Source organism: Antrihabitans stalactiti (assembly GCF_012932915.1).
Classification (GTDB): domain Bacteria; phylum Actinomycetota; class Actinomycetes; order Mycobacteriales; family Mycobacteriaceae; genus Antrihabitans; species Antrihabitans stalactiti.
In genome coordinates, this window is record NZ_VCQU01000001.1 from 331,159 (window position 1) to 352,806 (window position 21,648).

Below are 21,648 nucleotides of genomic sequence, written 5' to 3' on the forward strand. Positions count from 1 at the left end.
GTCATCCTGCTCGTGCCACAACATCGGCCAGCTGTGCGGGGTCGCGACTTTCTGCCGCGAACACTGCGCCGTTCAGCCACGCGCGATCGATCATTTCCGCCACGTCGATTCGCCGAACTGCGTGCATCGCCGGGCTCTCGAACAGATCGTTCAAGTAGGCGACGACGCGATCTTCCACGACGGACCCGACATTGCCGAGCCAACCGAGCAATCGCGACGAGACCCCGCGTGGATCGATGTTCACGGTGACGTCCGATGACTCGACGCCATCGACGTCGACGAGGACTGTGCACGGCGCTTCGAGCACCAGCCGGATGCGCGCATGCACGACGATGTCTATGGCGTATGCCAACTCTCTGCCCGCGATTCGAACCGAGACCTCCATTGCGACGGGCGCCGCGACGAGGTAATCCCAGCCTGCGTCGTTGAACGGCGCGACGACCACCTTCGACGGGGTGCCGACCGCAGACGCAGTGCAGACGCCACCTGGACCGATAGCAATCGGCCCTATCTCGATGGGTTCGTCCACGAACCGTGTAATCACCTGCGCCACACGGTCTGCCGACGCTGCGGCGGCAAGCAGGTTCGCCGCGAAGTCCGCATGAGATAAAGCCGTCATCACCGGTAAATACCCGAACTGGACAAGGTCGAAACCTTGCACCACCACCACCGACCCTCGTGAGTCTTTTAGGAGTCCAGGGACTCCTAAAAGACTCACGAGGGTTGGTTCACGCTCCGAAGATCAAGATGTGCACTGCGCCAACGAGGATTCCGAGTAAGCCACCGTGGGCATAGAGCAGCCAGGCGTCCTGTTCGATCGCCGAGAAGAGCATTTCACCGAAGTCGTCGGGCGGCAGTTCACGGAATTTCGCGGTGGCGAAGGTATCGATGGCTTTCGCCTTGTCCGCATTCAACTCTGGGCTGTACAGCACCGCTGGAGCGAAATCGACGACTGCCAACCCGGCACCCCGCTCCAGGCCCTCGACATCGACGAAACCGAAGGAATTGCGTGCCATCACCATGAACGGCCCGAGTATCCGCTCAGCCTCCTCGGCGACCGCTTCCTCGACGTAGGCCCGCGTCTTGTCCGCGCCCGCGCCGTTCAGCAGTTCGTCGGTGAAATTCGTGACCGTCAACACCTCGACGGACAGCATCTGCGCAAGTTCTGCGGACGCCTCGTGCTGCCGTTGCGCGAACAACCCTTGCTTCCACAAATACTTGTAGCGCGGCTGTGGTTCGCCAGGTTCGAACACCACCTTGATCGCGATGATGTTGACGATGATGCCGATGATCGCGGCGCCGACAAGCACCCATAACCAGCTGGGTAGGAAGTGGAGAATCGAATTCAGGATGCCGGGCAATTCGATGTACGCCGCGCTCGGATCGAGTTCGTGAGCGTGCTTGACGTGGTCGCTGCTGTAGTGCAGCAACGACAGCCACAGCGCGAGGATGACGCCGAGCGGCGCGCCGAGCAACCCGATGCGGACCATGAACCGAAGCTCGGGAACGGCCATGCCCTTGATGATCGAGACGAGGACGTCGGGCCGCTTGCGTAGGTAGTTGACGGTCATCAACTTCACATCCAGGAGCTGATCGATGTTCTCGCCGATCTTCTTGAATGCGCGTTTCGACAGCGCTGGCAGATCGTCGTCGACCGTCCGCATCACCTGTTCCTTGACCGGATACGGCAGCGTGCTCCACAACTGCGGGTGCTGCTTTTCGATGACCTCGGTGGTCAACCGACGGATATCGGGACGGGCGGCGTTGGCGATGGTTTCGGCGAGACTGTCCGGGTCGAGCTCGTTGTAGAAATCTCCGATCCCGCCGATGCGATAGATCGATTTGTCGACGATCAGACTCGACATCTTCTCGGCACGACAGGGAATGAATCCCTGGAATCCGAGAATTCCATTCGGTGCGAACGTCGGAAGGATCTGCAATTTCCTTGGCAGGAAAGGAAATATCCTTTTCAGACCGGGGACGTAGAACCCGGTGAAATGAACGGGAGCGAACAACATGATCACGCCGGTCCAGTTGGTGATGAGACCCGCGAAAGCACTGAAAATCGGGATGCTGACGAGGTCGACGACGAATTTCGACTGCCCCGTCAATTCTTCCCAATTGAGGAACAGCCCGGCAGCAATAGTGGCCATGTCAATTCTCGATATCTCTCATCGGTGGATGCTCGGACAGAGATCAGTGCTTGTGCAACTTCGGCTTCGGAGGTCCGGACCCGATCGTCCTGTCGCCGCGTTCGTGTTTGTCCCACCCGCCCGCCGTGTATCCGGTCATGTCGAAACACGCGTCGCAGAACTGCCTGCCGAACTCCGACAATTCGATGCTGCGATAGATGCTGATGGCGGACTTCACGCTCTCGATCGCCGCCATCGCGCGCGGCTGTACCTCGAGTAGCGAGTACCTTCGGAAATCCTCGACCGGCTCGGTCGAGAACCTGACGATTCCGAGCCGTTCGAGATTGACGAGGTAGTGCTGATCGCGGTCCGGCCAGCGGCAACTGGACATCTCCGCGATCAGGTTGATGCCTGCGGCAAGGCGCTCGGAGCCGATCTGGAACAGCGTCTTGGTCCGAATATCGATGGCCGGTTGCACGCCGGCCTTGCCAAGGAAGCGCACGATTCGAGCCTCGTCCGGATGCAACTGGTCGAGGATATGTGTGAACGCGGGATGCCGTCCGCCCGCTTCGTAATCCGGCTTTTGTGACATTGCGATAAGCCTGGCGCCGTAAGCGCGAAGGTCTGCGTCGTGTTTGTCTTCGACCGGGGTCGATTCCCCTTTCGACTCGGCCGACTTTTCGGTCGACGGTCGGTCGCCGAGCAGGTCGATCGCCTTCCAGACACCTGCACGAGCCACGTTGCCCAGCGATCCCCGAACCGACTTGGATTCACCGTCACGCGTCATTGCGGAGGCCTTTCTTTGCCGCTCTTTCTAGCCCTCCTGAGCGTAGCTTGAAGCGCGGCTCGACCCCGGTGAATCAAACTGCAGATGAATACGATTCGATTACTGCGCCTGGGATCGACGCCTCGGCTGAGATCGTTCAACCGGTACTCGACAAGAGGCGAGCTAGCGGCTCGGCTGCCGCTCCGCGTCGTCTGCGGTCTCGACGTCGTTGCCGTCGAACATAATTCGCGCCCACCAGTCGTGCAACGAGCTGGGCTCGGGCCAAATTATCGGGTCGTCAGGCATGTGCAACAGGTACCCGCCGGCGGTTGCCACCAAACGTGGTCACTGATGGACCTGGGCTGGATCGACGGCCGCGATGTCGCTCGGGCGGGGCGTGCAGTTGCGCACTGCCTCCTCGCGCGTGGCGGTCAGCGAGAAGACGGTGTCGAGTGCCGTCAACCGAATCGGGCGGCTGGTCGCCGGACCGTCCGCGACAACGGCGAATGGGATGTGGGCTGCCCCGCGACTAGCGGAGATCAATACGGACATCCCTGCCGACGCCAGGAACTCCACCTCGGTCAGGTCGATGATCAGCGCTACGGGTTCGGTGTCGAGTGCCGAATCGACCGCGTCTTGAAACTCTGCCATGGTGAGTAGATCCAGCGAGCCGGCAACCGCGAGTACGGTCACCCCGTCGACCATCATCAAAGAGGTCTCGACGGTGTTGTCGGGCTGGCGGAAATCTGAGGACACAGTGAACCTCCGGGCGCGAGTGATTACTCCATAACGGCGATCACTCAATAAATCACCGGGCTCACGCCACACTGCGAAAGCAGTAGGCCTGCGGCTCCGCGTCAAGGATATCCTAGCCAGACCGGTCTGTCTAGTATACGATCTTGCACATGGAGGCAGCTGTGGTGCAAGCGCCTGCACAACCGACGGCTCGCGAGCGGATCCTCTCCTGTGCCTACGATTTGTTCTCCCGGCGCGGAATCCGCGACGTCGGGACGGACGAGATCATCGCTGTCGCCGGCGTCGCCAAGGCCACGCTGTATCGCCACTTCCGCAGCAAAGACGATCTTGTCGTTGCGTTTCTCGAGCGCCGCGAACAGCTGTGGACCTACGGACTGATCAATGCCCGGTCCCAGGAACTGGCAGACGAGCCCGAGGCGCAACTGCTGGCCATCTTCGACGTCTTCGACGAGTGGTTTCGCTACTCCGACAATTTCGAAGGCTGCTCCTTCATCAACGTTCTGTTGGAGATGGGCGCAGACCACCCGGCAGGCCGGGCAAGCATCGCTCACTTGGAAAACATTCGAAACATGGTGCGCGAGCTAGCTGTTCAGGCAGGCCTACGCCACACCGAAGAGTTCGCGCAGTCGTGGCACATCCTGATGAAGGGGTCGATCATTTCGGCGACCGCGGGCGATCTCGATGCCGCCAAGCGCGCCCAAGCAATGGGCCGAACGCTCATCGAACAGCACCGGTAACCGGCTCCCGGTCTCAACCGGTCACGATGCCGACGACCAGGTTGAGCGTGGTGGCAAGGATGACGGTGCCGAAGGCGTAGGACAGTAGGCAATGCCGTAACGCGACCGAGCGGATCATCGTGTTCGAGACGGACGTATCCGACACCTGATAGGTCATGCCGAGGTTGTAGCTGAAGTAGAAGAAGTCACGGTAGGCCGGTGGATCGCTGGAGTTGAAGTCGATTCCGCCAGGAGTGTCCGAGTAGTAGAGATAGGCGTATCGCGCGGCGTACATCAGATGCACGCCGGCCCACGACAACGCCACTGCGGCGACCGCAATACCGGCCGCGGCGCGACTGTCTCCGTTTTTGCCCGACAGCAGCAACAGGACGACACCGATGAGTCCGCCCAAAGCCGCGACGACAACCACCAATTCGTCGACACGAGGCTTGAAATCCTCTCGCCCGGCGTTGCGGCGAGTGCTCTCGGCATCCATCGGCCACAACACAAGCCATCCGGCGACGACGAAAATCCCTCCGGCCGTGGCGATGCCGGCGAGGGCTCCCACGATGGCATTCGTCCACGAGCCGACTCCTACGCCGGTCGCTGCTCCCCCGATCACCGCACCGGCGAGGCGTGCGATCGCCGATCTCGGCAGCATGGTCGTCATCGTTACGACTGTAATGTGTGCAGGCAGACTAGCTTTCTCACATGAGCACGTCTCCGGAAAATACATCGTCCTCGAATGACGAGAGCCGCCTGACCGTCATCCTCGCGTTCAGCGCGAACCTTCTGATCGCCGTCGCGAAGACCGTCGCGGCTGTCGTCACCGGGTCCGCGTCGATGACTGCCGAGTCCGCGCACTCCTGGGCGGACACGGGCAACGAGGTGTTCCTGCTCATCGGCACCAGGAAGGCCGCGCAGCCTGCCGACACCGAACACCGACTCGGCTACGGACGCGTGGGCTACATCTGGTCGATGTTCGCTGCCTTCGGGCTGTTCACGGTCGGCGCGGCGGTCTCGATCTGGCATGGAATCCAGTCGCTGGCCGACGGTAGCGAAGAAGGGTCGTCGTACGGGTGGGCGTACGCCGTGCTCGCGGTTTCCTTTGTGCTGGAGGGCACTTCGTTCCTGCAAGCTTTGCGGGAGGCACGGTCCGGCGCGGTGAAGCGGCGAATCCACCCACTGCGCTACGTCCGGGTGACCTCGAATCCGATGTTGCGCGCGGTCTTCGCGGAGGACCTGTCCGCGCTCATCGGCATCGGCGTCGCGGCGTCCTGCATCCTGGCGCACCAACTCACGGGAAATGCTGCGTGGGACGCGGTCGGTTCGATCGTTGTCGGTCTGCTGCTCGGCTGTGTCGCGGTGTTCCTCATCAGACGCAACATGGACTTCCTCACCGGCGAGGCGGTCACTCCGCTCGCGCGCAACGTCGTCCTTGCCGCACTCCTCGACCACCATGAGATCGAACGGGTCAGCTTTCTGCACATGGAGTGGGTCGGCGCCGACAGGATCTTCCTGGTCGCTGCGGTCGACCTGGTCGGGGATGCGCCGGAGTCCGACGTGGCCGCGCGCCTCGCCGCCATCGCCAATGCCGTCCACGAGCGGCCGGAAATCGAGCGAGCGGTCCTCACTCTCACCCGACCGGGCGATCCAACCGACCTGCGTCCCACTCCCCTGCCTGCCTGGTATCGGTGAGCCGCTACGCCGACTCCGCCACTTCCACCGCCGCGCGCACACGACGGTCCGCGGCCAAGATTCTGTCCAGCCCACCGAGCGGCCCGCGCAGTACGAGTGCGAGCCTGACCCAGCCCGGTGTGATGATCCGCGGCGAGCGATGTTCTATTCCGCGCAGGAGCGCCGCCGTCGCTGTGCCGAGCGGGGCCGGTCGGGTGAGAAAGGCGGGAAATGCCTTGCGCAACAATGCAGCACTCGGCCTGGCAAATGCGGTCTCGACCATGTCGGTGCCGATGAAGCCGAAATACGCAACTCCGACGGTGACCCCGTGCTGTGCCAATTCGACTCGCATTGCGCGCCCGAGCTGCTCTACGCCTGCCTTGCTCACCGCGTAAGACGCGTTGAGCGCACCGTTGAAGAAGCTGTAGATCGAGGACACCAGCACGATGTGTCCCCGAGACTCGATGACGTGGGGCAGCGCGAATTTCACTGTGCGCCAGACGCCGTAGAGATTGACGTCGACGGTCCGCTCGAAGTCGGCGACGGCGATGGTCGATACAGACGTGGTCGGTGGCGCGATTCCTGCGTTCGCGATCACGATGTCGATGCCCCCGAACTCCTCGACCGTGTCGCGAACGGCAGCTTCGAGCGCCGCTGCGTCGGTGACGTCTGCTGTCGAGAATCGTGCCCGCTCGCCGAGTTCGTCGGCCAAGGCCGCCAGGAGTTCCGGCTCTAGCCCGACGAGACTCACTCTGGCGCCCTCAGAATGAAGCCGGCGCGCGATTTCTGCACCTATTCCGCGTGCTGCGCCGGTGACAAGAACGGATTTTCCGGCGACGGGAAACGACTGCATCACGACTCGCTTTCGGTGATTTTCGAATGTTCAGACGACTGTGACAGGCACGCGCGCGGGTGCGAGGTGGTAGTCGGACTCGTCGAGCTTCCGTGTCCGCTGGCGGTACTCGAACGTGAAGCCGGGCCAGCTGATCGGGTTCGTGCCGGACGCGGTCTTGTACCAGCTGCTGCAGCCCTGACTCCATACCGATGCTCGGATGCGTTCCTGCAGCTTGGTATTGAATGCGTCCTGGACACCCTCACGGACGTCGATCCAGGACACGTCACCCTTCGCAAGGCGCCGCACGGCCTGGATGACGTAGCCAATCTGCGACTCGAGCATGAACACGATCGAGCTGTGGCTGAGGTTGGTGTTCGGACCGTAGAGCACGAACAGATTCGGGAACTTCGCAACACTCATGCCCAGGTACGCTTGCGCGCCCTCGCGCCACTCGTCGCGCAAGACGACACCGTCGCGACCGGTGATGTGCATCGGAGCCAGCAACTCGGTGGCCTGGAAGCCTGTGCCGAGAATGATCGCGTCGACCTCGTGGAACGCGCCATCGGCGGTGACGATGCCGTTAGCTCGAACCTCCGTGATGCCTGACGTGACCACATCGACATTGTCGCGGACCATGGCACGGTAGTAGTCGTTCGAGATCAGAATTCGCTTGCAGCCCATCGGATCCTTCGGCGTGAGCTTCTCGCGCAGGGTGACGTCGGTGACTTCGTCGCGCAGGTAACGCCGGAATCGTGCCGCGTACGGTGCCATCAGCTGCGGGAACGTGGTGAACCCCGCCGCGCGCGGTTCCAGCTGGCAGTAGGTCGCCCAGCGTGAAAGGCGTTGCAGCCCGGGCACAGCGGCAAACGCTTTGCGTGCGATCGGGTGATAGGCGTAGTCCGGCTTCGGGATCACATGGGCCGCGTCGCGCTGGAACAGCTCGAGACTTGCCACGTTCTTGGCGATCTGCGGTACGAACTGGATCGCGGACGCACCAGTGCCGATGACCGCGACGCGCTTGCCGCGAAGGTCGTAGTCGTGGTTCCAGCGGGCCGAGTGGAACAATTCGCCTGCAAAGGTGTCCATTCCCGGAATGCGTGGGTAGGCAGGACGATTCAGCTGTCCAGTCGCTGCGACGAGCACATCGGCGTCGTGCGTGCTGCCGTCCGCCAGCGTGATGTGCCAGCTGCCTGCACCCTCGTCGAATGCTGCCTCCACCACCTCGGTGTTGAACCGAATGTGGCGGCGGACGTCGTATTTGGTTGCCGTGTCGCGCAAGTACTGCAGGATCTCCGGCTGCGGCGCGAACCGCCGTGACCAGTCGGTCTTCTCCTCGAACGAGAACGAATACACGTGCGAGGGCACGTCACACGCCGCGCCGGGGTAGGTGTTGTCCCGCCAGCAGCCACCGACATCGCCGGCCTTCTCGAAGATCGTGATGTCGGTGTAGCCGGCCTTCTTCAGGTGGATCGCCATGCCGAGGCCACCGAAGCCCGTTCCGATGATTGCAACCGATGGGGTGTGTGCCATGTTCTCGCCCTTTCCGTGTTTGTGGTGTGGACTTAATGATCCGCGCGGCGACCGGCCGACCAGCCATGGTTCGCGGCCGAAGAGTTACTAGATTCGGCAACGACATTGGTCGCTCGCTTCTAGGCTGATGACCGTGGACTGGGACCTTCCGCGAACGCCGACGAGCATTTTGGTGCTTCTCCGCCTCGCCGCCGATCACGACGTGCCCGCCCAGGTGTGCCTGCGCGGGACCGGGATTCGCGCGGACCGACTCCAGCAACCCAACGCGGAGGTCACTGGACGCGACGAACAACTGGTCATTGCGAACCTGCTCGATGCCCTCGGGAACCGAGCCGGGCTCGGCGTCGAAGCAGGCAACCGGTATCACCTCACGACGTACGGAATCTGGGGATTCGCACTGATCAGCTCCCCCACGTTGCGCAGCGCGATCGACGTCGGGCTTCGCTACCTCGACCTCACCTTTGCATTCACGCACATCCACACCCGTGAACAGAACGGCGAGTTTCAGTTCGTCCTCGATACGCCGGGCATTCCCGTCCCGCTGCAGCGGTTCGCCGTCGAACGCGATGCGTCCGCGATTCGGTTACTCGAGCGGGAACTGTTCGCCGCACCGACCCCCGTCGAGCGGGCCAGCTTCATCTATCCAGCGCCCGACGACGTCGGTCCGTATATCGAAACATTCGGTGTCACACCGGAATTCGGCGCACAGGAGAACATCCTCGCGTTGCCGCCAGCCCTGTTGGATCTGCCGCTACCGCAAGCAAACGAGCACACAGCGGCATTGGCACAAGCGCAATGCCGCGACATGCTGCAGCAGCGAAACGAACGTGCGGGCCTGGCCGGGCGGGTCCGCGACCTCCTACTCGCGAACCCTGCCGCGCCGCCGAGCGCCGAGCAAGTCGCCCACGAGTTGAACATGAGCTCCCGGACGTTGCGGCACCGGCTCGGGGCCGAAGGGACCTCGTTTCGCGACCTTCTCGACGAGGTTCGGCAGCGGCTGGCCGAAGAGATGCTCGTCTCCGGCAGGCTGACCGTCGCCGAAACCGCCCAGCGGCTCGGCTACGTCGAACTGTCCAGCTTCTCCCAGGCGTTTCGCCGCTGGAACGGCATGGGACCCCGTGCCTACCGAAACGCCCGATTACCCGCGCGCCGCTGACCGTTACGCCGACGCAGCGCGGAACGGAACGCCTGCGTTCAACCGGGACTGGAACTGATTCGTCGACGCGACGGCAACCGGCCGCGCACCGTCCAGCCCGAGGTCACGCAGGTTGTTCGCCATACGATGGCGAGACTCACCGACCCGCAGCGTCAGCCCACCCGGCAGGTGGGCTGACATGCCGTTTCGAAGGTCGACATTGGTCCTGAGCACATTCCCGTGGTGCTGTGAATACAGCACCAGCGGCATGGGCGGAGTCGGGAAGACCGGTCGCGCTCGCCCCGAAAGCTCCATGATCGTCGAGCCGTCGCTCGGATCCTCGGTGATGCTCGAGAACCGTCCACCGCCGAGATCGAAACTGATCGGCGCAACAAACTTCGGATATCCCCAGATCTCGGATCCGGCGGCGAACGCCGCCTCGGTGGTAACCGGCAGATCGAGAATGTACGCCCCTTGTTCACGCCGATCTGGGCTTCGCAGCAGTTGCGTCCAACCGAGGAGCGGTGGCCGCTTCTTCGTCCCCTCCGGGTAGACGAGTATCCCGACGCCGACTTCGTTGTACGGACCGATCGACGTTTCCCGGTACTCGTAGAGCGCGACAGCGACGACGGGCTTCTTGCCGACATGAAGTGCAGGCCGCATGCCGGTCCCGGCGAGCTTGTCCGCCACGGCGCTTGGGTCAGCGGCGAAGAGCGCGAAGACGTTCGAGTTGTCGTAGTACAGAATCGGCAGGTCGACATCGCCTGCCGATGTCTGCACTGTCTTGGTCGGTACCGCGAAAAACGGTTCGGTCGCATAGCGAGCGGGGACTATGGTCGACATTTCGCCAATACCTCTTCCTGAATATCCTCGATCACCGCGAGGCGGTTGATCTGGTTCGTTCCTTCGAAAATTATGGGTAGCCGTGCGTCGCGGAATGCTTTCTCGGCACGATTCGCGTGCAGCAGGCTGTGATTGCCGATCAGATCCATTGCTGTGTTGCACACATTCAGCGCACGGTCGGTGCAGTACAGCTTCGTCATCGAAGCGGCCGCCTGCGTGGGTATGAAGGTCCGCGCCTGGTCCCACACCATGCCGCGAATCGCGGCCGTCTCAGCGACCATGTCGGCGAGTTGCAACTGAACTTCTTGGTAGTTCACCAAAGGCTTACCTGCCAGAGTGGTGCTGCAGGCGAACTCGAGCGCGGCCTCCATCGCCGCTCGCGCAAAGCCGACGCCCATGGCGGCAACTGGAATGCGCGATACGTTCAAGGTGGCCCGGTTGAGTGCCCAACCCTGACGGAGTCCGCCGACAACGTTGGCTTCGGGAACGAACACATTATCGAGCTCGAATTCGGCAGTGCCCGAGGCGCGCATGCCCATCTTGTGCTCTTTTCGCAGGGGCGTGAACCCCGGCGTGGGCGGTTGGACGACAAAGCAGGTCCACGACGCCATTCCCTCGCCCTCCAATGCGGCGAACACACAAATCGTCTTCGACAGATCGCCGCCGCCGATGAACCGCTTGCGACCGTTGAGCCGCCAGCCGCCGGGGACGCGCGACGCGACCATTCCCGGCTCGTACTGTTCGGCGCCATGACCCTCTTCGACGTCCGACCCGGCGGTCGGTTCGGTGATCGCAAACGAGAATGGATGCGGCTCACCGGATTTGATCTCACGGAACGCAGGAAGAATGAACCGCCGGATTGCCATGGGATCACCGGAGAACAGCAAGGGACACTGCCCGAGCGCGGGCACCATCAGGCTCAACATGAGCCCGCCGCACCCGCGGGCGAACTCCTCGACTTTCACCGCAAGCGCCCAGACGGGATGATGCCCGGCCGACACAATGGCGGTGCCGAACGGTCGCGGCAAGACCATGTCGGTCATGAACCCCTCTCGCCCGGCCGCGACGATGGCCTGGCGCAAGAGCGGATTCCATTGCGTGAGCGGCGGTTGCGGAGTGACGTCCAACTCGAGGGACACCGGCACCAGTACGAGATCGGCGAACTCACGCGCACGCTCTCGCAACGACGCGAGCGACCGCGGCAACCTGGCGGTGTCGCGCTCCCACAGCGTCTTCGGGTCATAGCCGACGATCCGTCGTGACACTGGGTTCAGCCCGGCGAACGCTGTCCGCGGCGACAACGGGTCCGAGGGCGCAACGAAACCGTCCAATGCAATTCCGGCACTCATCACGCACGCTCCCATTCCGCAACGAACATCGACAACTCCACCGGCGTACCCCCGAGCAGCCGCAGCGCATTGGCGTCTCGCACCAATTTCTCCAGTCCTTCGTCCTGCATATAACCGCGACCACCCAGCACTTGCATGCCGTTGTTCGTCGCTACGCAGCAGGCAAGGTGAAACGTCGAACGCACGCCGCACAACTCTGCGAACGGCTCTGCCCCTGGCCTTTTCGCTGCGAAGCCGGCGAGATAGTGACGGGCCGACCGCGCCGTGGACGAGATGTTCCCCAACATCTGCGCGACGGCGGGAAACTCCTCGATCGTCTTTCCGCCTTGGCGGCGAACACGCGCATACGCGCGCGCAAGCGAGAGGCTGTGATCGACCAGTCCCGCTGCGATCGCAGTCATTCCGAGATGATCGAGGTAGAGAGCCTCGACATACGCCGCCGTGTCGGTCGCTGCAACCGCCGCGCCCGCGCAACTCACCGTCGCGGTCTCCAACTCGTCGAAACCATGGCTGTGTCGGCGTGTCTCGACAGTGCAATCATGGCGATCGACGACGTGCCACACGATGTTCTCGCCGTCGAATCCCGCCGCCAACAACGACTTCCAGACGCTGCCCACCACAACGCGTGAATGCGCAGCGAGATCGAAGTAATCGGTCAACAATGCCGAATCGGTGTCGTCCAACTCGCGACCGCCGAGCAGTCTGGGTAGCGCATGTCTGCCCATCCCGTAGTGGCCGAGCAGCGATACCGCGGTCGCCACGTTCGTATCCGCCAGCCCGAGCCGCGCCCGCAACCAGGTCCCGAGCGCCTGCCGATGAAGCCCGAACGCCACTCCCCCGTTGACAGCGGCCACCGATCGGAGCGTGTCTACCGTGGATTCGAACGAGCCGGACGACCCCCACAACCCGTCGCCCGTGTCGCTCGCCAGCAATCCGATGTGACCGGCTTCATCCATCACACGCGTCAAATCGTCTGCGGTGAGCGTCTTTTCGTGACGCTCGACGAGCGGTGCCACCACGTCGACACTGAACCGCGTAGAACTCATGTCAGGGCTCCTTCACCGATCGCTTCGGCCAGTTCGTCGAGCGCTTCGACGGTGTAGACGGCGACATCCTGGACGTGCGGGAGTACGTCGCGGCAGGCGGTGAAGCCGAAGTTCAATTTCCCGTCGTAGGACAGAATGGTGATATTCAGTGCCTCGTTCTTGGACAGCAACGACATCGGGTAGAACTCCTCCATCCGAGCGTCGCCCGCATACAGCGCGGTCCGTGGACCTGGGACGTTCGAGATCACCAGGTTGAACATCGGGCGGACCGCCGAGGCCCCCGGCACGATCTGCTTCGCCAGCCAAGGTGCGCCGGCCAGGATCGCGTAGTCGCTCAGCACGCCTGCGTCCAACGACTGCAGGTGATTCTTGCCGGCCGTCGTCGAGGCACTGATTGCGGCGAGCCGCTCGAGCGGATCCTGCTCGTTCGTCGCGAGATCGGCGAGGATGAGACTGACCGCGTTGCCGTCGTCGTCGCCCGCCGCGCGGACCGACACCGGGCACATCGCAGTCAACGGCACATCGGGCAGTTCTCCGAGGTCAGCCAGATATCGGCGTAACGCGGTCGAGCACAAGGCGAGCACGATGTCGTTGACAGTAGTGGCGCTGCTCCTGGCCAATGCGCGGATTTCCCCGAGGTCCAGCACCGCGGTCGAGATGCGGCGTTGGGGTCCGATTGCAGCGTTCAACGCCGACGGCGGCGCCTGGAAGGGTCCGACCAGCGGATCGTTGCGTCGAACTGCGCCGAGTGCGAACGTGCTCAACGCTCGTGGCACTTTGACCGCGTCGATCACCCGTTGGCCGAGGCTTCGACCGACAGTTCGCCGCGGCGACCGCTTCGGTAGCTCGCGCGCCCATGGCGGCGGCGGAAACTCTGCGGTCGGTGCGGTGGTAAAGGTTTCGGCCAGCAGCCGAATGCCTGCGACGCCATCGAACAAGGAATGGTGTGCCTTCAGGTACACCGCGATTCGATTGTCTTCCAGCCCTTCGATGACATGCATCTCCCACAGCGGCCGACGTGGGTCCAGCGGCGCCGAGTGCAAGCGCGAGACGAGGACGCCGAGTTCGCGTTGACCGCCCGGACTGTGCAGCGCGGAGTGGCGAAGGTGATAGTCGATGTCGACATCAGTGATGACCTCGCGTGTCCCCGGCAGCGGCACCGGCCGCGGATGGGTCAGGTAGTTGAACGGCCGACTGGTCGCAGGATAGGCACTCCATGCCGCGACGAGCCTGCGGGCGAACTCGACTGCGGGTTCCGCCGGGCGAAAAATCATCAGCGAAGCGACCTGCATCGGAGTGTCGGGAGAGTCGACCCAGGTCCAGAACGCGTCAGCGATCGACATCGACTTCTTTCCGGTCATGACGGGTCCCGATGTGTGGCTTCGGCACGCAGAATCGCTTTGGACAAACCTGCGTTGTGGATCATGAACTCGTCCATGACCGTGGTGACGACCCCGCGCGCTTGCAGCATCGGGAGAACCCACCAGGGTGAGGCAACCTTGGCCGATCGGCGTTCGATGCCACCGATGATTGCGGAGCCGATCTGCTCGACCGGGATGGGATCGGTGACGAAGCCTGGCAACGCCTTTCGTGCCTCGTCGACGTGATCGATCGCAAACGTCGAATCAGCCATGTCGGTTTTGACGAATCCGGGATAGGCGACGCCCGCGGTCGCGCCGTGCGGGGCAAGTTCGACCCGCAATGCTCTCGTGAGTTGTTCGATTGCGGCTTTGCTTGCGGCATAAGGCGAATTGAGGGCGCCGTTGAAGAAGGCGTAGATCGACGAGACAACGACGACGTGGCCGTGGTTCTCGACTACTGCGGGCAATGTCGCGCGAATGGTGCGCCATTGGCCCATCAGGTCGATGTCGATGCCACGTTCGAACTCTTTCGGATCGATCGTGAGCAACGTGTCGGGAGGGGGCGCAATCCCGGCATTCGCTACCACCACGTCGATTCCGCCGAACTGCGCAATTGTCGCCGCGGCTGCTTTCTCCAACGCTTCGAAATCCGACACGTCGGCATTGAATGCCGCTGCGCGGCTGCCCAATTGCGCTGCCAATTCTTCCAGCGGTGCCATCGTCCGTCCGACGAGGCTGACGTAGGCACCCTTTGCATATGCCTGTCGCGCGATTTCGGCACCGATGCCACGGGCGGCGCCGGTGATGAAGACGACCTTGCCATCCAGGTCGATGCGATCACGCTGTGCCGCGGCACCCACCACGGGAATCTGCTGCGCGAGTCCGCCGAGCACACCGCGCGCGGACCGAACAACTTCGATGATATTCATTACTAGACAAGTTCTTTCGCTGATTCATGCAAGACAAACAAGGGCAACCGCAACGCTGCGGAGGCGTGGACGGGCACCGCCGGCCGCGTCGGCGAAACCGCCTTCACGGGTCGGTACTTCGACCCGAGCGCCGGGCGTTCATCGTCGGATCCCTTGTTCGGCCAGAACGACATCGCTCGCTCCGCTTGGGCGGTGATCGTCAGCGACGGGTTCACGCCGAGGTTGGCCGAGATGGTCGAGCCGTCGGCGATATGGAGGCCCTCGTGGCCGAAGACGCGCTGCCATGGATCGATGACACCCGTTTCGGGGCTGTCGCCGATCGCGCAGCCGCCGATGAAATGAGCTGTCATCGGAATGTTGGCGATCTCGCCGACTGTCCCGCCTGCTCGGCCGTCGATGCGCTTCGCGATCCGCCGCGCGGCGTCGTTGCCCGAGGGTATCCAGGTCGGGTTCGGCGCGCCGTGCCCTTGCTTGGACTCGAGCTTGTATCGACCGAACCGGGTCTTTCTGCCGGACACGGTGATCGAGTTGTCGAGCGTCTGCATGACCAGCAAAATGACCGTCTTCTCCGACCAGCGTCGAACCGACAGCCAGGTGAGGTTGCGCGGATCCCTGAGTAGTTCGAGCACCCAGCCGACCCAGCGCGGATACTTCTTGTCACCGTCGGTGAGCCAGGTCTGCAGCAGTCCCATCGCGTTGCTGCCTTTGCCGTAACGGACAGGCTCGATGTGCGTGTGCTCGTCTGGATGGAACGACGACGTGATCGCCACACCTTTGGTGTAGTCCGACTTGCGGTTTCGCGATTTCGCACCGAGGATCGACTCGGAGTTGGTGCGCGTCAGCAGCCCGAGCCGCTCGGACACGTTCGGCAGGTCGCCGCTGTCGCGCATGCGGTGCAACAACTTCTGGGTTTGGTACGTGCCTGCAGAGAAGACCACCTGCTGCGCGGTGAACATCCGTCGATTCTTCTTGCGCTGCGCCGACTTTCCGGTGCGGACGGTATCGATCGCGTAGCCGCCGTCTGGCAGGGGCCGGACGGCGGTGACGGTCGTCAGCGGATGCACCTCGGCCCCAGCCTGTTCGGCGAGGTAGAGGTAGTTCTTGTCCAGGGTGTTCTTCGCGTTGAAGCGGCAGCCGGTCATGCACGATCCACAGTTGGTGCAGGCGTTGCGATCTGGTCCTACACCACCGAAGAAGGGGTCCGCGACCTTCGCACCGGGCGCTACGTCCGGACCGCCGAAGAACACGCCGACCGGTGTCGGATGGTAGGTGTCGCCGACGCCCATTTCCTCGGCGACTTCCATGATCACTTCGTCCGACGGTGTCACGACGGGGTTTTCGGTGACACCGAGCATCCGTTTAGCTTGGTCGTAGTAGGGGGCGAGTTCGGCGCGCCAGTCCGCAATGTGCGACCACTGGGGGTCGTCGTAGAACGGTGCGAGCGGCTCGTACAAGGTGTTGGCGTACACCAGCGACCCGCCACCGACACCCGCCGCGGACAGGATGACCGCGTCGTCGAGCAGGTTGATCCGCTGAATGCCGTAGCAGCCGAGTGCCGGCGCCCACAGGAAGCGACGTATGTTCCACGACGTCTTGGGATAGCTGTCCGGTTCGAAACGGCGCCCGGCTTCGAGCACACCGACCTTGTAGCCTTTCTCGGTCAGCCGCAGGGCCGAGACCGAGCCTCCGAATCCGGACCCGATGACCAACACGTCATAGTCGTAACTCATTTGTGCCCAACTCCTTTCAGTACCTTGAGCGCCACGGTCAATCCTTTGGCCCAGACCGGGTAAGCGATTGCGCGAGGCGGGGTGAAGCCGAGCACACGTTGCCGCGCGACGGTCTGCGCTTCGGTGTATTTGAGGAGGCCGTCGGCACCGTGGCGGCGGCCGAGGCCGGAGTCGCCCATTCCGCCCATAGGCGAGTCGAGACTCCCCCAGGCCGCGGCGAATGCTTCGTTGATGTTGACGGTGCCCGCGTGCAATCGCTTGGCGACGGCGTCGCCCCGCCGGCTGCGACTCCACACACTGGCGTTCAGTCCGTACACGGTGTCGTTTGCGATCGCGACGGCTTCGTCGTCCGAGCCGACGGTGTAGACCGAGACGACGGGACCGAACGTTTCCGTTCGATACACGGTCATATCCGGCGTGACGTCGGTGAGAACGGTCGGCTCGTAGAAGAACGGACCGAGGTCGGGACGGGCACGCCCGCCGGCAAGCACGGTCGCGCCACGCTCGACGGCGTCCTGCACATGTGTTGCAACAGTGGATAGTTGGGCCTCGTTGGTCAATGAACCGACGTCGTAGCCGTAGTCGTAGCCCGCACCGAGCTTCAGGTTCTCGACCCGGGAAATGAACTTCGCGACGAACTCGTCGCGCACGGACTTGTCCACGTAGATGCGCTCCATCGAGACGCACAATTGGCCGGTGGATGGGAAGCAGGCATCGATTGCCCCGGCTGCTGCGCGGTCGAGGTCGGCGTCTGCCAGCACCAGCATCGCGTTCTTGCCACCGAGTTCCAGCGAAGCGCCGATGAGTCGCTCGCCTGCAGCACTGGCGATTCGTCGTCCGCTGCTGGTCGAACCGGTGAACATCACAAAGTTTGCGTTGTCCATCAGGGGCTTTCCGATGCTGCCGCCCGATCCGATGACGATCTGCCAGACGTCGTCAGGCAATCCCGCCTCGCGCAGCAGCGAGTGCGCCCACAGCGCGGTGAGCGCAGTCTGGGTGTCGGGTTTCTGCACGACTGCGTTGCCGGCCAGCAGAGCTGGAATGGTATCCCCCGCAGCCATACTGAGCGGGTAGTTCCATGGCGAGATCACCGCCACGACGCCCTTCGGATGCCGGAGTTCCCTGGTGCGGGTCAGTATCGGAACCGCTCCCGCACGCCGCTTCGCTCCGAGCAGCTTCCGCGCGGTTCGTGCGTAGTAGCGAGCGGTCATCGCAATGTCGACAACTTCGAGGAACGCGTCGCGACGTGTCTTGCCGTTCTCCAGCTGAATGAGGTCTAGTGCTTCATTTTGGCGCGCCAGTACCAGATCGTGGAAGCGCAGCATGATCCGTGCGCGCTCGCGGACCGGCGTTGCAGCCCAGTGCTTTTGCGCCCGACGGGCAGCGACGAACGCAGCCGAGACGTCTCCGGGCGACGACACGGGGAGGTCTGCCATGGGGTCGCCTGTGTACGGGGCACGACCAGTGACCGTGGTTTCACGATCAGCAGCGACGACACCAGCGGTGAGCCGACGCACATGGGCGGCGGTGAGCGAGGTAGGCAGACTTGGCCGACTTATCCCAATTACGTTGCTAGACATAGATTTTCTCCATAGTTTCTCGAAGGAAGGCACCGAGTTCAGTGACCGCGGACGTTGCTGCTGTCGTCAATCCCGCCTGCAGGTGCGCGACATGCCACATGCGCTCCAATCGGCGATACCGGACGTCGACCCCAGCGGCCCTCGCTCGTACGACGAATCGTTCGATATCGGGAAGGAGGATTTCGTCGGCGCTACCGTGCACGATCAGCGGAGGCAGTCCGCTCAGGTCCGCGTTCAATGGGGAAACCTCCGCGGCAGCGAGGTCGGCGCCGGCGTACCGAATCGCACAGGCCCGGAGCCAGCCGACCGTCAGCATCGGATCGCGGCGATCGTCTACGACGTTGGCAAGCGTCAGGTCCGTCCACGGCGAGACCAAGGCGATTGCGGCAGGCAATGTGCGGCGCGTGTCACGAATGCGCACGGCCAACGCGACGGCGAGCCCACCACCGGCCGAGTCACCAGCAATCGAAAGTCGCTGCGGCGGTACGCCGCTGGCCACGAGGGCGTCGTACGCATCGACGGCATCGTCCAAGGCTGCTGGAAACGGGTCTTCAGGCGCGAGTCGGTAGTCGAGTATGTACACCGGCGCACCGGCCGCGGCGGCCAAATGCGCGGCAAGGGCGCGGTGCGTGGCCGCCGATCCGACTGTGTAACCGCCACCGTGCAGGAACAGCACTGCGCGCGCCGAATCCGAACCCGGTACATCGATCCGCTCGGCGCTCCGGCCGCCCAACCTGACTTCGCTGCTGCGCACCCCGCGCGGGAGCACGGCGATTCGCGCGAGCACGTCGAGGATCCGGCGCTGCTTTCGGACTGGCACGGTCGGGCCGAGTGTCGGGCGGACCGCAGCACGGATGAGGCCACGCGTGATGCGAAGTGGAATCACCATCTGCCAGCTCCTTCGTTGTCGTGTGCAATCCATGCTCGACGCAATCGACTGTCACGAGAAGTTGCCAATCGGCGGATTAGTTACTCGATTCGGCAACCGGTGGTGTGCGAGTCGTGTTGACCAGCAGCAGGTTCGAGGACGCTTTGTGGGTGACCGTGTTTGCGGTCGAGCCGAGGACGCGCGCGAACCCACTCATCCCCCGGTTACCGATCACGAGCACGTCATATCGACCTGCGTCGCTCGCGAGAACATCCGCCACGTCGCCGGTCGTGGGTCGTCGTTCGACGACCGCGTCGGGATACTCGGTAACAAGTTGCTGCTCAACGTTTTCGAGTATCTGCTCACCTGCGCTGAGCGAGTCCGCGACGGTGATCAACGAGACTCGCGCTCCCAGCGCGGACGCGAATTCGAACCCTCGGCGTACGGCGAGTAGCGCCGTCTCGGATCCGTCGGTCGCCAGTGCCACCGATTCGACCTTGGGCACCCGATTGCGAACGAACAGCACATCGACCGGACTGGAGTGCGACAACTGATTCGACGCGCTGCCCGTCATACGACTCGTCGCGCTACCGAGCCCATGCGCCCCGACGACGATGAGGGTGTCGGGGACCTGCGAGGCGATCTCGATCAGCGCGTCACTCGGGTCCCCCTCGACCGCGATCCGGACGACGTCGCGCACGCCCTGGGCGTAGAGGTCGACGTCGGCTCCGGTGGTCGTGCGCTGTGCCCACGTCTCGTCGCGCGCGCCGGGCACTTCGATGCTCTGCTTCCACACTGTGGCGGCCGTGACCGGGACCGCCAGGCGGGCGGCGACAGCACCTGCGACCGCGATCGCGTCCCGTGCAGCCTCCGAACCGTCCGAGCCGACGACGATCCTCGCGTAGCTGGTCATTGTGGTTCCTCTCGCTCGGTATCGATCGCATCAGGCTCCGAAGATCAGGATGTGTATCGCGCCCACGATGATGCCGAGGAGGCCGCCGTGTGCGTAGAGGAGCCACGCGTCCTGTTCGATTGCGGAGTACAACATTTCGCCGAAGTCGTCCGGTTTCAACGCGCGGAACTTCTCGGTGGCAAAGGTTTCGATGGCTTTCGATTTCTCTTTGTTCAGCTCGTCGCTGTACAGAACCGACGGCGCGAAATCGATGACGGCGACGCCAGCACCTCGCTCCAGTTCGTCGACATCGACGAAGCCGAATGAATTCTTTGCCATCGTCATAAAGGGTCCGAGGATCCGATTCGCTTCCTCGGCGACCGCGGCCTCGACGTACGCCCGCGTCTTGTCCGCACCGGACCCGTTGAGCATTTCGTTCGTGAAGTTGGAAACCGTGAGGACCTCGACGGAAAGCTGCTGCGCGGTCTCGGCTGCGGCTTCGTGCTGGCGACGCGCGAAAAGGCCCTGTTTCCAAAGGTATTTGTACCGCGGCTGGGGATCACCTGGTTCGAATACCACCTTGATCGCAATGATGTTGACGATGATTCCGATCATTGCACCGCCGAGCAGCACCCACAGCCAAGCCGGGAAGAAGTGCAGAGCAGAGTCCAGGAACCCCGGCAAGGCGATGTAGGCGGCACTGGGATCGAGCTCGTGTGCGTGCTTCGCGTGCTCCCCGCTGTAATGCAGGAACGACAGCCACAGCGCGAGAATCACGCCGAACGGCGCGCCGAGCATGCCGATCCGGACCATGAACCGCAGCTCCGGCACCGCCATGTTCTTGATGATCGACACCAGAATGTCAGGGTTGGAACGTAGGTATTGGATTGTCATCAATTTGACGTCGAGGAGCTCATCGATATTCTCGCCGATCTTCTTGAACGCCCGGCGAGACACCGCGGGCAGCTCGGCGTCGACGACATCCATGACCTGATTCTTCACCGGACCAGGCAGCGTATTCCAGAGCGCTTTGTGTTCTTTCTCGATCACATCGGTCGCCAGCCGCCGGACATCTGGGCGTGCCTTCTCGGCGATGGAGTCAGCAAGGGCGTCAGGGTCGAGTTCTTTGTAGAAGTCGGAAATTCCGCCGATCCGATAGATCGCCTTGTCGACGATGATGCTCGCCATTTTCTCGGCGCGGCATGGGATGAAGCCCTGAAATCCGATGATGCCGTCCGGTGCCCAGCACGGAAGAATCTGGAGCTTGCGCGGCAAGAACGGGAATATCCGTTTCACCCCCGGCAGATAGAAGCCGGTGAAATGGATCGGCGCGAGCAGCATGATCACGCCGGTCCAGTTGGTGATCAGGCCGGCGAATGCGCTGAAGATAGGAATACTGATGAGGTCGACGACAAATTTCGACTGACCGGTCAATTCTTCCCAGTCGAGGAACACCCCCGCGGCCAAAGTGGACATGTCATTCTCGCATCTGTTGATGGTGGG

General features: G+C 63.0%; 21 protein-coding genes. 3 read left to right on the forward strand and 18 right to left on the reverse strand.

Annotated features, from left to right (window positions below; translation table 11 throughout):
* Window position 1 precedes the first annotated feature (1 nt).
* From FGL95_RS01675 to FGL95_RS01690, 5 genes are all read right to left on the reverse strand, one after another.
* Entirely contained in the window at window positions 2-619 is a 618-nt protein-coding gene (locus FGL95_RS01675) for a hypothetical protein (RefSeq protein WP_169584436.1), read from the reverse strand.
* Window positions 620-728: 109 nt separating this feature from the next.
* Window positions 729-2,153, reverse strand: coding sequence for a DUF445 domain-containing protein (locus tag FGL95_RS01680; protein WP_169584437.1), 1,425 nt, complete (start codon window positions 2,151-2,153; stop codon window positions 729-731).
* A gap of 43 nt (window positions 2,154-2,196) precedes the next feature.
* On the reverse strand, window positions 2,197-2,919 hold the full coding sequence (locus tag FGL95_RS01685; RefSeq protein ID WP_169584438.1) for an Abi-alpha family protein: 723 nt from the start codon (window positions 2,917-2,919) through the stop codon (window positions 2,197-2,199).
* 162 nt (window positions 2,920-3,081) lie between these two features.
* A complete protein-coding gene (locus tag FGL95_RS32700; protein WP_277351725.1) occupies window positions 3,082-3,204 on the reverse strand; it encodes a hypothetical protein in 123 nt (40 codons plus the stop codon).
* Window positions 3,205-3,243: 39 nt separating this feature from the next.
* A complete protein-coding gene (locus FGL95_RS01690; RefSeq protein WP_338079677.1) occupies window positions 3,244-3,654 on the reverse strand; it encodes an STAS domain-containing protein in 411 nt (136 codons plus the stop codon).
* A gap of 149 nt (window positions 3,655-3,803) precedes the next feature.
* Between FGL95_RS01690 and FGL95_RS01695 the strand changes: the two genes are divergently transcribed.
* Window positions 3,804-4,391, forward strand: coding sequence for a TetR/AcrR family transcriptional regulator (locus FGL95_RS01695; protein WP_169584439.1), 588 nt, complete (start codon window positions 3,804-3,806; stop codon window positions 4,389-4,391).
* A 13-nt stretch (window positions 4,392-4,404) separates the two neighbouring features.
* On the opposite strand, the gene FGL95_RS01700 is transcribed toward FGL95_RS01695, so the two are convergent.
* A complete protein-coding gene (locus FGL95_RS01700; RefSeq protein WP_206071376.1) occupies window positions 4,405-5,040 on the reverse strand; it encodes a DUF1345 domain-containing protein in 636 nt (211 codons plus the stop codon).
* Window positions 5,041-5,081: 41 nt separating this feature from the next.
* Between FGL95_RS01700 and FGL95_RS01705 the strand changes: the two genes are divergently transcribed.
* Entirely contained in the window at window positions 5,082-6,068 is a 987-nt protein-coding gene (locus FGL95_RS01705; RefSeq protein ID WP_169584440.1) for a cation diffusion facilitator family transporter, read from the forward strand.
* A gap of 4 nt (window positions 6,069-6,072) precedes the next feature.
* On the opposite strand, the gene FGL95_RS01710 is transcribed toward FGL95_RS01705, so the two are convergent.
* Both FGL95_RS01710 and FGL95_RS01715 read right to left on the reverse strand, forming a co-directional pair.
* Complete coding sequence (locus FGL95_RS01710) at window positions 6,073-6,900, reverse strand: short-chain dehydrogenase/reductase (RefSeq protein WP_169584441.1); 828 nt, start codon at window positions 6,898-6,900, stop codon at window positions 6,073-6,075.
* Between the two features lie 30 nt (window positions 6,901-6,930).
* A complete protein-coding gene (locus FGL95_RS01715; RefSeq protein ID WP_169584442.1) occupies window positions 6,931-8,412 on the reverse strand; it encodes a flavin-containing monooxygenase in 1,482 nt (493 codons plus the stop codon).
* Between the two features lie 133 nt (window positions 8,413-8,545).
* Between FGL95_RS01715 and FGL95_RS01720 the strand changes: the two genes are divergently transcribed.
* Window positions 8,546-9,568 (forward strand): AraC family transcriptional regulator, encoded by a 1,023-nt coding sequence (locus tag FGL95_RS01720; protein WP_338079678.1) that lies wholly within the window; start codon window positions 8,546-8,548, stop codon window positions 9,566-9,568.
* A gap of 3 nt (window positions 9,569-9,571) precedes the next feature.
* Here the strand turns inward: FGL95_RS01720 and FGL95_RS01725 are convergent, their stop codons facing one another.
* The 10 genes from FGL95_RS01725 to FGL95_RS01770 all read right to left on the reverse strand — a co-directional run bounded on the left by FGL95_RS01725 (window position 9,572) and on the right by FGL95_RS01770 (window position 21,621).
* Entirely contained in the window at window positions 9,572-10,390 is an 819-nt protein-coding gene (locus FGL95_RS01725) for an acetoacetate decarboxylase family protein (RefSeq protein ID WP_169584444.1), read from the reverse strand.
* Entirely contained in the window at window positions 10,378-11,739 is a 1,362-nt protein-coding gene (locus FGL95_RS01730; RefSeq protein WP_169584445.1) for an acyl-CoA dehydrogenase family protein, read from the reverse strand. The genes FGL95_RS01725 and FGL95_RS01730 overlap by 13 nt, the downstream gene beginning before the upstream one ends.
* Complete coding sequence (locus tag FGL95_RS01735; RefSeq protein WP_169584446.1) at window positions 11,739-12,785, reverse strand: acyl-CoA dehydrogenase family protein; 1,047 nt, start codon at window positions 12,783-12,785, stop codon at window positions 11,739-11,741. Before FGL95_RS01735 ends, FGL95_RS01730 begins: the two co-directional genes overlap by 1 nt.
* Complete coding sequence (locus FGL95_RS01740) at window positions 12,782-14,146, reverse strand: WS/DGAT/MGAT family O-acyltransferase (protein ID WP_169584447.1); 1,365 nt, start codon at window positions 14,144-14,146, stop codon at window positions 12,782-12,784. Before FGL95_RS01740 ends, FGL95_RS01735 begins: the two co-directional genes overlap by 4 nt.
* Complete coding sequence (locus FGL95_RS01745; RefSeq protein WP_169584448.1) at window positions 14,143-15,075, reverse strand: short-chain dehydrogenase/reductase; 933 nt, start codon at window positions 15,073-15,075, stop codon at window positions 14,143-14,145. The genes FGL95_RS01740 and FGL95_RS01745 overlap by 4 nt, the downstream gene beginning before the upstream one ends.
* 2 nt (window positions 15,076-15,077) lie before the next feature.
* On the reverse strand, window positions 15,078-16,805 hold the full coding sequence (locus tag FGL95_RS01750) for a GMC oxidoreductase (RefSeq protein ID WP_169584449.1): 1,728 nt from the start codon (window positions 16,803-16,805) through the stop codon (window positions 15,078-15,080).
* Window positions 16,802-18,385 (reverse strand): succinic semialdehyde dehydrogenase, encoded by a 1,584-nt coding sequence (locus FGL95_RS01755; protein WP_169584450.1) that lies wholly within the window; start codon window positions 18,383-18,385, stop codon window positions 16,802-16,804. The genes FGL95_RS01750 and FGL95_RS01755 overlap by 4 nt, the downstream gene beginning before the upstream one ends.
* The gene (locus tag FGL95_RS01760; RefSeq protein ID WP_169584451.1) at window positions 18,378-19,274 is read right to left on the reverse strand and encodes an alpha/beta hydrolase; all 897 of its coding nucleotides are present in this window, start codon (window positions 19,272-19,274) and stop codon (window positions 18,378-18,380) included. Before FGL95_RS01760 ends, FGL95_RS01755 begins: the two co-directional genes overlap by 8 nt.
* A gap of 76 nt (window positions 19,275-19,350) precedes the next feature.
* Window positions 19,351-20,166, reverse strand: a complete 816-nt coding sequence (locus FGL95_RS01765; protein WP_169584452.1) for a universal stress protein — start codon at window positions 20,164-20,166, stop codon at window positions 19,351-19,353.
* Window positions 20,167-20,196: 30 nt separating this feature from the next.
* Window positions 20,197-21,621, reverse strand: coding sequence for a DUF445 domain-containing protein (locus FGL95_RS01770; RefSeq protein ID WP_169584453.1), 1,425 nt, complete (start codon window positions 21,619-21,621; stop codon window positions 20,197-20,199).
* Between the last annotated feature and the right edge of the window lie 27 nt (window positions 21,622-21,648).

What these genes read in the sequence shown, in the direction of transcription:
- FGL95_RS32700 (WP_277351725.1), bottom strand. Translation starts at nt 3,204, where the DNA reads ATGCCTGACGACCCGATAATTTGGCCCGAGCCCAGCTCGTTGCACGAC.
- FGL95_RS01730 (WP_169584445.1), bottom strand. Translation starts at nt 11,739, where the DNA reads ATGAGTGCCGGAATTGCATTGGACGGTTTCGTTGCGCCCTCGGACCCG.
- FGL95_RS01725 (WP_169584444.1), bottom strand. Translation starts at nt 10,390, where the DNA reads ATGTCGACCATAGTCCCCGCTCGCTATGCGACCGAACCGTTTTTCGCG.
- FGL95_RS01765 (WP_169584452.1), bottom strand. Translation starts at nt 20,166, where the DNA reads ATGACCAGCTACGCGAGGATCGTCGTCGGCTCGGACGGTTCGGAGGCT.
- FGL95_RS01700 (WP_206071376.1), bottom strand. Translation starts at nt 5,040, where the DNA reads ATGACGACCATGCTGCCGAGATCGGCGATCGCACGCCTCGCCGGTGCG.
- FGL95_RS01685 (WP_169584438.1), bottom strand. Translation starts at nt 2,919, where the DNA reads ATGACGCGTGACGGTGAATCCAAGTCGGTTCGGGGATCGCTGGGCAAC.
- FGL95_RS01710 (WP_169584441.1), bottom strand. Translation starts at nt 6,900, where the DNA reads ATGCAGTCGTTTCCCGTCGCCGGAAAATCCGTTCTTGTCACCGGCGCA.
- FGL95_RS01740 (WP_169584447.1), bottom strand. Translation starts at nt 14,146, where the DNA reads ATGACCGGAAAGAAGTCGATGTCGATCGCTGACGCGTTCTGGACCTGG.
- FGL95_RS01735 (WP_169584446.1), bottom strand. Translation starts at nt 12,785, where the DNA reads ATGAGTTCTACGCGGTTCAGTGTCGACGTGGTGGCACCGCTCGTCGAG.
- FGL95_RS01715 (WP_169584442.1), bottom strand. Translation starts at nt 8,412, where the DNA reads ATGGCACACACCCCATCGGTTGCAATCATCGGAACGGGCTTCGGTGGC.
- FGL95_RS01680 (WP_169584437.1), bottom strand. Translation starts at nt 2,153, where the DNA reads ATGGCCACTATTGCTGCCGGGCTGTTCCTCAATTGGGAAGAATTGACG.
- FGL95_RS01750 (WP_169584449.1), bottom strand. Translation starts at nt 16,805, where the DNA reads ATGAGTTACGACTATGACGTGTTGGTCATCGGGTCCGGATTCGGAGGC.
- FGL95_RS01770 (WP_169584453.1), bottom strand. Translation starts at nt 21,621, where the DNA reads ATGTCCACTTTGGCCGCGGGGGTGTTCCTCGACTGGGAAGAATTGACC.
- FGL95_RS01745 (WP_169584448.1), bottom strand. Translation starts at nt 15,075, where the DNA reads ATGAATATCATCGAAGTTGTTCGGTCCGCGCGCGGTGTGCTCGGCGGA.
- FGL95_RS01755 (WP_169584450.1), bottom strand. Translation starts at nt 18,385, where the DNA reads ATGTCTAGCAACGTAATTGGGATAAGTCGGCCAAGTCTGCCTACCTCG.
- FGL95_RS01675 (WP_169584436.1), bottom strand. Translation starts at nt 619, where the DNA reads ATGACGGCTTTATCTCATGCGGACTTCGCGGCGAACCTGCTTGCCGCC.
- FGL95_RS01705 (WP_169584440.1), top strand. Translation starts at nt 5,082, where the DNA reads ATGAGCACGTCTCCGGAAAATACATCGTCCTCGAATGACGAGAGCCGC.
- FGL95_RS01760 (WP_169584451.1), bottom strand. Translation starts at nt 19,274, where the DNA reads ATGGTGATTCCACTTCGCATCACGCGTGGCCTCATCCGTGCTGCGGTC.
- FGL95_RS01695 (WP_169584439.1), top strand. Translation starts at nt 3,804, where the DNA reads ATGGAGGCAGCTGTGGTGCAAGCGCCTGCACAACCGACGGCTCGCGAG.